This window comes from Acinetobacter sp. YH01021 (assembly GCF_013420255.1).
In the GTDB taxonomy this organism is placed as follows: domain Bacteria; phylum Pseudomonadota; class Gammaproteobacteria; order Pseudomonadales; family Moraxellaceae; genus Acinetobacter.
The window spans coordinates 1-8,759 of the sequence record NZ_VOYO01000044.1 but is presented as its reverse complement, the minus strand read 5'-3'; the positions used below and the strand labels follow the sequence as shown (position 1 = coordinate 8,759).

The 8,759-nt window shown below is 36.0% G+C and carries 9 protein-coding genes and 2 pseudogenes; 4 read left to right on the top strand and 7 right to left on the bottom strand.

Features of this window, described 5'->3' with window-relative positions:
* Positions 1 to 186: 186 nt before the first annotated feature.
* The 5 genes from FTT86_RS15240 to repM all read right to left on the bottom strand — a co-directional run bounded on the left by FTT86_RS15240 (position 187) and on the right by repM (position 3,252).
* Positions 187 to 744: a TetR/AcrR family transcriptional regulator gene (locus FTT86_RS15240; RefSeq protein WP_005146114.1), complete on the bottom strand. Its 558-nt coding sequence runs from the start codon at positions 742 to 744 to the stop codon at positions 187 to 189.
* Positions 745 to 1,089 (bottom strand): SMR family transporter, encoded by a 345-nt coding sequence (locus tag FTT86_RS15235; RefSeq protein ID WP_005146112.1) that lies wholly within the window; start codon positions 1,087 to 1,089, stop codon positions 745 to 747.
* A 261-nt stretch (positions 1,090 to 1,350) separates the two neighbouring features.
* Positions 1,351 to 1,902, bottom strand: coding sequence for a plasmid replication DNA-binding protein (locus FTT86_RS15230; RefSeq protein ID WP_005404788.1), 552 nt, complete (start codon positions 1,900 to 1,902; stop codon positions 1,351 to 1,353).
* Between the two features lie 77 nt (positions 1,903 to 1,979).
* Positions 1,980 to 2,225: a hypothetical protein gene (locus tag FTT86_RS15225; RefSeq protein ID WP_005404787.1), complete on the bottom strand. Its 246-nt coding sequence runs from the start codon at positions 2,223 to 2,225 to the stop codon at positions 1,980 to 1,982.
* 76 nt (positions 2,226 to 2,301) lie between these two features.
* The gene (repM, locus tag FTT86_RS15220) at positions 2,302 to 3,252 is read right to left on the bottom strand and encodes a replication initiation protein RepM (protein ID WP_005404786.1); all 951 of its coding nucleotides are present in this window, start codon (positions 3,250 to 3,252) and stop codon (positions 2,302 to 2,304) included.
* 2,485 nt (positions 3,253 to 5,737) lie between these two features.
* Between repM and FTT86_RS15215 the strand changes: the two genes are divergently transcribed.
* Both FTT86_RS15215 and FTT86_RS15210 read left to right on the top strand, forming a co-directional pair.
* Positions 5,738 to 6,730 carry a hypothetical protein gene (locus FTT86_RS15215; RefSeq protein WP_227554861.1) on the top strand — a complete coding sequence of 331 codons (993 nt, stop codon included), beginning with the start codon at positions 5,738 to 5,740 and terminating at the stop codon, positions 6,728 to 6,730.
* 126 nt (positions 6,731 to 6,856) lie between these two features.
* Positions 6,857 to 7,066 (top strand): hypothetical protein, encoded by a 210-nt coding sequence (locus tag FTT86_RS15210; RefSeq protein ID WP_005404800.1) that lies wholly within the window; start codon positions 6,857 to 6,859, stop codon positions 7,064 to 7,066.
* On the opposite strand, the gene FTT86_RS15205 is transcribed toward FTT86_RS15210, so the two are convergent.
* Positions 7,063 to 7,386, bottom strand: coding sequence for a hypothetical protein (locus tag FTT86_RS15205; RefSeq protein WP_104442387.1), 324 nt, complete (start codon positions 7,384 to 7,386; stop codon positions 7,063 to 7,065). The genes FTT86_RS15210 and FTT86_RS15205 overlap by 4 nt on opposite strands.
* A gap of 501 nt (positions 7,387 to 7,887) precedes the next feature.
* Between FTT86_RS15205 and FTT86_RS15200 the strand changes: the two genes are divergently transcribed.
* Both FTT86_RS15200 and FTT86_RS15195 read left to right on the top strand, forming a co-directional pair.
* On the top strand, positions 7,888 to 8,151 hold the full coding sequence (locus tag FTT86_RS15200; RefSeq protein WP_127801456.1) for a hypothetical protein: 264 nt from the start codon (positions 7,888 to 7,890) through the stop codon (positions 8,149 to 8,151).
* A 201-nt stretch (positions 8,152 to 8,352) separates the two neighbouring features.
* Positions 8,353 to 8,634 (top strand): annotated as a pseudogene (locus FTT86_RS15195) (recombinase family protein); the annotation flags it as partial.
* Positions 8,635 to 8,660: 26 nt separating this feature from the next.
* On the opposite strand, the pseudogene FTT86_RS15190 reads toward FTT86_RS15195, so the two are convergent.
* Positions 8,661 to 8,759 (bottom strand): annotated as a pseudogene (locus FTT86_RS15190) (IS1 family transposase); the annotation flags it as partial.

The following is an 8,759-nucleotide window of genomic DNA, read 5'->3' as shown; positions in this document are numbered from 1 at the left end:
AATACCAACGAACAGCCCAAAGAATGATTTCACCTTGAAAGTGCCGACCGTGGAAGGGATTCATCTGCTGTATCTCGAAATAAATAAGATATTTAGCTTATCATGTCAGCCTATTTGCAACAGTGCCGTTCTATGCACTGGATTTTTCTATCTGGGGCTTACAGTTCAAATTTCGAATAAGAGATTTTATGTTAAATAGGTTCGATTAAGCAGATCGTCTTCTAATTTTGAACATTGCTCATCATCAATGACTCCGGTAATACTTTGTAGCCACAACCCATCTGCTGCTAAACGAAGTAACTCTAAATCAGGATGACTATCCGTTTCTGCATGTTGAGATAATCTATTTTTTAGCCATTCCATCCAAATTTTATTAAAGGTAGGCTCTGTGATCATAGTCATTGATAACGCTGACCAAGCAGAAACCACCCCATCTATTTGATGGATAAAAGAACTATGAATATAAGCTCGTGTGAATTTACCATATTCTGTTGGATCGCGTTTAATCAAGTATTCAACTGTTTGATCTAAATCAAGAATTATTTGATTGAACATTTCTTCTATCAAATTTTTTTTATTCGGGAAATGGTGAAATACCCCCCCTTTTGTTATACCTACTGCTGTAGCAATATTTTGAATAGAAACACCAGAAATACCCTTTTGAGAAACAAGAATAGTTGCCTGTTCAAGGATGCGCTTTCGAATAACCTCTGGTTGCTTCTTTTGTTGCCGAATTTCTTTCACTTAATGACCTGCTGATTGCGAAAATAAATTAATAATTATTACGCCAGATACGATAAAACCAATTCCAATTAAAGCAGGATTATCTAGTGTCTGTTTAAAAACAAAGTAGCCAACTACAGCAGTTAGAACAATCCCAACACCAGCCCATATAGCGTATGCGATACCTAAAGGGATTGTTTTAATAACTTGTGATAATAAATAAAATGCCGTGCTAAAAAAAATAAAGACCATCACGCTTGGAAAAAGTTTTGTAAACCCTTCCGATTTAACTAAAAAACTACTTCCAATCACTTCGGAAACTATTGCAAATCCAAGTAATACATAAGCGAGTAACACACTGTTCATAAGTAATCATACCTAAAATACCAATCGGAAGGTATGTTAAATTTTCAAAAAAAAATTATCAATAATTATTTTAGATTTTCTAAAATTAACATAATACACCTTATACGAAATGCGTTATAATTCCACTTAGAAATCAATGCTGTAGTTTCTAGTTGATAGCCCACCTTCCCCAAGGTGGGCTTTTTTTGTGATTTTTCACGTTCCACGCTTACTTCTTGAGCAATGCTCCACGGTTTTAATAAGCCCAGGTGAACAATCAGATCAGCCATATGGCTTAAAGAAGCGGCTCCAGAAGCCTCTTTTTTCCGGTTCTGGGTCTACGTGTTCAGGAACAGGGATTCGCTTGTTTTCTTTTTCAACCGGAATAGTCAATCCATCATCTTTAGGTTTGGTTTCTAGTTTTGGATCTATCGCTATATCTGTTTCAGGTTGATGATTATTAGCTGTAGTGGCTTGGGATGGTTTCATTTCAATGAGGGTCAGGAGTGTGTCGATGCGAGAATTAGCTTTTGCTTCTCTATCTTCTGCCTTTTCTAGTTGTTTCTTTAGAAACTCAATCTGATTTTTGAGTTCTTCCACTGTTTTATCATTGTATTCAGGTGTATCTAGGTTTTGTATCGGAGACATGTCAATACGTTTTGGGTGTTTTCCACCAAAAGGCTCACCATAGACACGAAGTAATTCTGAGAAGTCGATAGAACCATCATGATCACGACTTAATACTCCGTTTTTTATATCTTTGTAGAGTGTGGCCCGAGATTTTTTATACAGTGTTGCAGCATCACTAACACTGTATTTTGTACTTGTTTTCATACTGTATTACTGTGTATTTAGGAGACGTATTAAAGAATACAACAAGTGTATTCTTTAATACACTCAAGGTTTAAAGCCTAATTGCTTAAGTAACCTAAAACACCATTTCTAAAATCCTCACTGGTAAAGGTTCTATCAACAAAACGCATATCTTCTTCTGTATTTATTAAATCTCTCAAAAAGCCGAGTTGATAATCCCATTCATGATCTAATTGTATAGAGCCACTAATTTCTGAACCGTCAGAAGTCTCAATTTGGATATGAGCTGAATAACCTTTAGTATTTTTTTTAGCACTTAATAAAGCAATTGCATCAATAAGCATTTCAAATTCCTTATATGACTATAGTTTAATTATTTAGTCTCAGATTTTAATTCTGGATCCTTCACTCACTGAGAGTTTAGTTGTTAACAGCATTGTTTTTAGTAGCTGACATAAATCCCACTTTTTCTAAGTATGGATACAGTTCTTTAGCACGATGTGGATCTTGCAGCATGTCAGCTATACGAATTGCAAATTGCGGAAAGCTTTCGGTGCCTTGGGAGTACTTACTCATCTCAGGTAATTGAGAGAGTTTATTAGCAAATAAATGTCGCTGAGCCTTAGTCATTTTTGAAACAAGATCTACGGTATTTGGATCTCGTGTCGAGTTTAAATTCTGCTCTGTTTGCTTGTTTTTAAATAAAAATGAAAAGCCGTAAATTGAACGTCCTTTTTTATGTTGTTCGTATTCAACAGTGATGTCAGTGTGTTCATTAAGCTGTTTAACTGAAATATCTAGTACTCGTTTTTTTAAATCAGAAATTATCGCGTAGTCTGTTTTATCAACTCCTAATTTTTCTCTAAAATCGGCTAATTCAAAAATTGGCGTTTTACCTGTACTTCGCCACGCTATTAAAAGCTCATATAAACGGATTGCATAAGCACTACTCAGATTACTAATTTGTTCTAGCTCATATTTAGTAAAATGTTCTTCTAATCTTGTAATTAATGGAACAATGGCTGGGGAAAAAATAAGTTTAACCACGGCTTCATTCTCTATATATCTGATTTCACTAACCCATCTAGATTTAATATGTTCTATGTTTTTAGAGTTTTTTTCTTGATAGCTAAACTGACGTAAGAACAGTGCATTACAAGCATTTTTCAATGTTGTATAAGCCGTATTTCTATGAACATTAAATTGATGTGCATAACTTTCAGCATGAACAACGAGTGGGTCGTTTGTATTGATACCTTTTCCACTTTCTCTAGCTTCAACAATAGCTAATAAGATTAGTCTTTGCTCTGCTAGATCTAGGTTGTAACTAGCATTGATTAAAGCATTATCTTTGACGACAGTATTTTTCATATCTTTATTTTGACGTGATCATTTGATGTCAATATATTGACACTATATTTTGATGTCAATGATTTTTTAGGTTATGCAAGATAAACGTCCATGTATAGCAAGATAAACGTCCATGTATATTAAAAATAATAGGTTATAAAATGTCTATTTAATATATTATCTAATCTATTATTTATAATAAAAACAATAATATATATAGATATTTTAAGATAATATCTTTGATATTATGTATTTAATATTTATTAAATATCTAATATATAATCGGAATTAATAAAAATTCATTAAATACAAACACTTATTGCAATTAGGTGGTTTATAATTCAACCTTAAAATTGACATTATAATATTTGTCAATATATGCAAGATAAACGTCCATGTATAGCAAGATAAACGTCCATGTATAGCAAGATAAACGTCCATGTATAGCAAGATAAACGTCCATGTATAAGCTCTGTAACCCTTTATTTTATAGGGCTACAGAGCATCTAAAAACATTAAAAGTATTTAAAAATAATTAAAAACGTGAATCATGAAAAATTGCCCTTGGTTTTCGCTTCGCTCAAACTCTATTGAATCTCGCTTTCGCTCGATTCGAGGGGCAATTTTTTGGTTAATATTTTCGTGAGTTTTAGAAAAAGCAAAAGCAACTCGGAATTCGCTTCGCTCATAGTACTTTTTTGCTCGCTTCGCTCGGTCTAGGCTCAATTTTCTACATATGATTTACGCCTTTTTTGACTTCACAGCCTAAAAAGCTGTTTTTCAGGGAGTCTAGGCACGACTTTTTGATGTTCGCTCGTAGACACTCGCTCTGATATAACGATTAGAGGCAAAAAATAGGGGGTAGACGCGTTTTTTCACTGATTATCAAGATTACCTATATCAAATAGAGAAAATGGCTTAAAACGCAAATCAGCGCAAAATGGAAAGCAGTTTATAGTCGTACTCAGGACTTTGATCTCAGTTATTTATGTGTGATGAGGGACACACAGATTTTTAATTTCGTTCAGCAGAATCGGCTGCGTCAGGATTTTTTAAGTGAGGTCCCCACTAACCGTTTTTAAAAAGTCGGATCAAAGACTTTGATTTGACTTGTTTTCTCAAGGTTCTTGGAATTTCTGGATCCGATGCCACTCGAATCTGATCTTCTAGGTCGATTTTTACAAATGTGGCTGGAGGGTTTAGACCGCCAAGTCTATGAAGTTGCCAAACTTCATCCTCAAACCACATTCTTCCAATTCTCTTACACACTCCAACTTAATGGCGTGTCCTTTCGTTACTCATTTCAACGCTCGCCTTTCACTCGAATTGAAATGCTTCCTTTGCCATTACAGCAAAGCCCTACTAAGTCACTCTCCCACAGTTCTGTTTTCGGAAGTTGCCTCCGATTGAATAAAGACCTCTTCAAATTAAAGAGAAATCTTTAAGCAATACGGCTTCGTCATTAAACAAAACTGCTTCCCAAGTTAGTATTAAAACAGTTGTTTTCAGTTGCCTGAAAACTGGCAGAACCCGTGCCGATCTCCTACATACAACACCTACATTCCTATCTCCCCCGATCGCAGTTCCAAGTCGTATCAGGTTTATACAATGCAATATGTAGTTAATAATCATCCACGTTCACGCCTTACCCATATCGACATACACAGCCTAAAAAGCACCATGTTGACGACCTTACAGGCTTGAGCTATCCATTGATCTCGACAGCAAAACAGAATGTCTTCCGACAAATTCACTGTTCTACCTAAAATCGAGTACCGATTGCGCCAGCTTTCGCCTTGCAACCCTGACACCTCACGATGCCCTCAAAAGCCCACCTGTGGGTATAACCTACGCCCTTGTCTTTATTTTTGTTTTTGACTTGAAGCGTCTGGTTATCAGCTATTCACGAGGTTACTCATTCCGTGAGTCCTCTGACTGTCTGTTTTAATACAGGGTTTTGGCCCTTTCAGCCTAGGAGGGAAGTTACTCCCACCGCCACGTCACCGTGATCCCGTGTCCTTGTCGCCCAACTGACCTCCACCTTGGGAGTGGAGGGTGTTCATTCATCAAAATGAGTGAACAGGTAGAAAGCGGGAGTCACACCCGCCAGCCCCTAGTGTAGCCGCGCCAGCTAGAGTTTCCTCACGCACGCAGCTTCACCACTAAAGCTTCTCAAAGACTGGCAATCCTCAAGAAGGGGGAGTGTGTCTGATTCATGGGTAGGCAACCCAGGAACCAAACAGAAAAGAATTGGCTCATGGATTGGCAGTCCACGCAAAAAATCAAAGACCCTAAAAGTTTTATATTTGATCAAGTTGCGGTCGTCAAGCCCATTTTGGGGAACTGCTATTTATAGAATCTCCGAAGGTGATTCGCAATCATGCTTAAAGTCTCAAAAATTGCATTTTTGAGACTTTAAGAATTTCTTATAGAATTTTTAATAAATATCTTTTATAAATCTCTTATAGAATCACTTTATTAAAATCACTTTAAGAGTAATAAAAAAATGATTTATTACAGCTATGTTCCTAAAGATTTTACAAAACATGTCATGGGAATGATGACGAACGAATATGATCTTGTTGCTAAGAAATTCATATTGAATATGAATACTGATGAAGCAAGCCGTATGATTTCAAAATGGATTGAGCGTTATCATTTACTGGAAACAGCCCAACAAACCTATCGAAGAAGATTGAACAGTGAGCCAGTTTTTAGCTTGCTGGTTCATTTCACTTATAGTTATTTACCAGGACTGAGTGAGAGTGAATGCTGGGAAAAATTTGATAAAAATGAACCTGCTTTTTTGGTGCAAGTAGAGGCTTACCTGTTTTGTCGAACCAGTGATGCTTTCTTATTGGATGAAAAAACTCAAAAAGTTTTGAGCAAAACAGACAAACAAGATTTATTGAAGATTAACCGTAAAATCTTTGAGATCTGTCCAAGTTCAGAGTCTTTTAGTTACATTGGTGAGGTTAATCCAATCAGCTGTGGTAGATATGAACTGGTACGTCTGACCAAGCCGAAGAAAAGCATTAAAGAGCTTCAAGCCAAGAATTGGACCAATGAAAAACATGTCACAGATTGGACCTGGCGTTTGACTGATAAAGCCTATAAGGAACAACTAGAACAAGGGAAAAGGGTCGTTTTGCGGTTTCAGAGCCTGATTGAAAAAAATGCCAGTCTGGATGAGAAGAAAGCCTATTTTGAACGCCATTTCCGGGCCTTGGAGGGCTATTTAGGCTACCGTGGGGTACGTCAGCAGATCGGAAATTTGTATCACCTAGAAAAACGCTTATTCAAGGATAAATATAATCAGCCCTGGTTTGATCATGGTGCCCGGACTTTAAAACTTTCATATATGAAAAAACTGAAAAGTTCGATTGTAAATAATTCATCATATCAAGAAGCAGAAGCTCATTTTAGGAGTGTATTAACGGAAGATCTCAACAAAAAATACGAAAAATGGAAGGCGAAGTCCAATAAAACCGAGGTATAGGATGTTTTTTAAATCAATCTCAATTAACAATGGTGATAACTCATGCAGAAATATCCTGATGATTATTATCTCAGCCGCCAAGAAATTGACGATTTGAGAGCTGAGGCTAAACACGCGGCAAAATATATGAAAGCTTTTTTCGATTTTAAGACCGAAGCTCGTTATTTATTTAGTGTGACATGGTCCGCCCAAGACGGGGAATTTATTGGACTCTGTGCCGAATTCCCGTCGCTATCCTGGCTAGATCCAGACCGTGATAAAGCACGCTCAGGCATTGAGAGACTTGTCTTTGATGTATTACAAGACATGAGTTCCACTGGAGAAGCCATACCTTAATATTTTTGGAAAAATGCCTGATTCCGCTGGATGTATTCATTCAGATTATTTGAATCTAAGCCGAATATTTGAAGTTTTTTATCGACATATTTAAAAAAGAAGCAGTAAACAATGTGCATTATCCCAAGTGCCAACGCTTCCATTTTGATAACCGGAAATAGAGCAGTCGTGTCCGTAACGAGAATTTCTAATGTGAAACGATTAAAAAAATAGATGAAAAAAGTCACCAGACTCAACAAAGTCAAAAGTGCATAGGCTTTAACACAAGCCTTGCAGTGCTTATTCATTTTTTCCAGTTTCTGAAAAGTTATAGGATTCATTTTGCTCTCTAGGCAGTTAAATTTTTAAGTGAAGAAATTTCTACCGATTCTAAATATCCAGGATTAAAAAAGGGAAAAAATTTCTGTTAGATGATCCCGTGCTTTGTAAAAAAAATATCAAAATTATAAAGAGTTGAATTCTATTAATACATTGAAATTAAACATAATTTTTAATATCGACACACATGATAGCTACCTAATGGAGCTAATTTAGGTAGCTATCATGTGTGATGCTAAGCTTTAAATTTTTTATAAAATATAAGCATTTGATTTTAAATATTATTTTGTTTATGTGGCAAAAATAAAACTCAAACATTAATATTTATAAGTTATTGAAATTAAATATAAAATTCAGATCACACATAATACCTACCTTGATGTGGAAAGAAGCTATTGTGTGTGTCGATCAGAGCATTATATGTAGAAAGGTCTCTAGTTCTTTATCCTGTCTACCCGACTTGTAATATGATTCATATATCAGCTAATTGGGAGTACGGCACTATGTCAACAGTAGATCTAATTGATGAAGATGACAATGAATCAGGTATTGCTGCCAAAGCTGCAAATGTACTTCGAGACCGCTTTATTGCCGCAGCGCAAAGAGGAACAGTGCTGTATGTAGAAAATGATAATTTAATGAGTAAAACACCGAATGGTGTGCCAATTTTGGTTAAACACTTGGACGGCCGGAATCCTGACCTTGCTTACCGACTTGCTGGGCGACGAACTTTTAAAATTAAAAAACGTAAAATTAATTCGAATTGAGGCAGGCTTTTACTCCCATTCGATCGAATTTCGAATAAGAGATGTTCTGTAAATTTAGAGTATACCCTAAAATTACATTTTAAAAGTTCTTAAAAACATGTACCATTTAAATGTTTTTTAATCATAAGTAACATGTAACTTTGGTATTAGAGATTTATAATTTACGAAATTGTTCATTTTTATCCAATTGGGGCGTAAAAAGTGAAAGGCCAAAAAGTAGGCTATGTGCGAGTGAGTTCGGTCGAGCAAAATACGGGACGTCAACTTGAGGGAATTGAAGTCGACCGGATTTTTGTTGACCGTGCTTCAGGTAAAAATACCGACCGACCGAAATTTCAGGAAATGTTGAATTATGTCCGGGAAGGAGACCGGGTGATAGTACATTCCATGGATCGTTTTGCGCGAAGCTTAAAAGATTTGGTGACTGAAGTGGATAAACTGGTCAAACGAGGGATTGCCATCCAGTTTGTAAAAGAAAATATGGTGGTGTCTCAAAAAGTATGCTGGCGTTAAACAAATCCGTTATTAAGGTAAAAGAAAGTCAAATCAAAGGCTTTAAAATGATTTTCGAGCTTTTTAGAAAAGTTGCAACTTCTCCTAAATCCACG

Excerpts from the sequence above, each read along its gene's own strand:
- FTT86_RS15205 (WP_104442387.1), bottom strand. The coding sequence starts at position 7,386 with ATGAATCCTATAACTTTTCAGAAACTGGAAAAAATGAATAAGCACTGC.
- FTT86_RS15215 (WP_227554861.1), top strand. The coding sequence starts at position 5,738 with ATGATTTATTACAGCTATGTTCCTAAAGATTTTACAAAACATGTCATG.
- repM (WP_005404786.1), bottom strand. The coding sequence starts at position 3,252 with ATGAAAAATACTGTCGTCAAAGATAATGCTTTAATCAATGCTAGTTAC.
- FTT86_RS15230 (WP_005404788.1), bottom strand. The coding sequence starts at position 1,902 with ATGAAAACAAGTACAAAATACAGTGTTAGTGATGCTGCAACACTGTAT.
- FTT86_RS15200 (WP_127801456.1), top strand. The coding sequence starts at position 7,888 with ATGTCAACAGTAGATCTAATTGATGAAGATGACAATGAATCAGGTATT.
- FTT86_RS15235 (WP_005146112.1), bottom strand. The coding sequence starts at position 1,089 with ATGAACAGTGTGTTACTCGCTTATGTATTACTTGGATTTGCAATAGTT.
- FTT86_RS15225 (WP_005404787.1), bottom strand. The coding sequence starts at position 2,225 with ATGCTTATTGATGCAATTGCTTTATTAAGTGCTAAAAAAAATACTAAA.
- FTT86_RS15210 (WP_005404800.1), top strand. The coding sequence starts at position 6,857 with ATGAAAGCTTTTTTCGATTTTAAGACCGAAGCTCGTTATTTATTTAGT.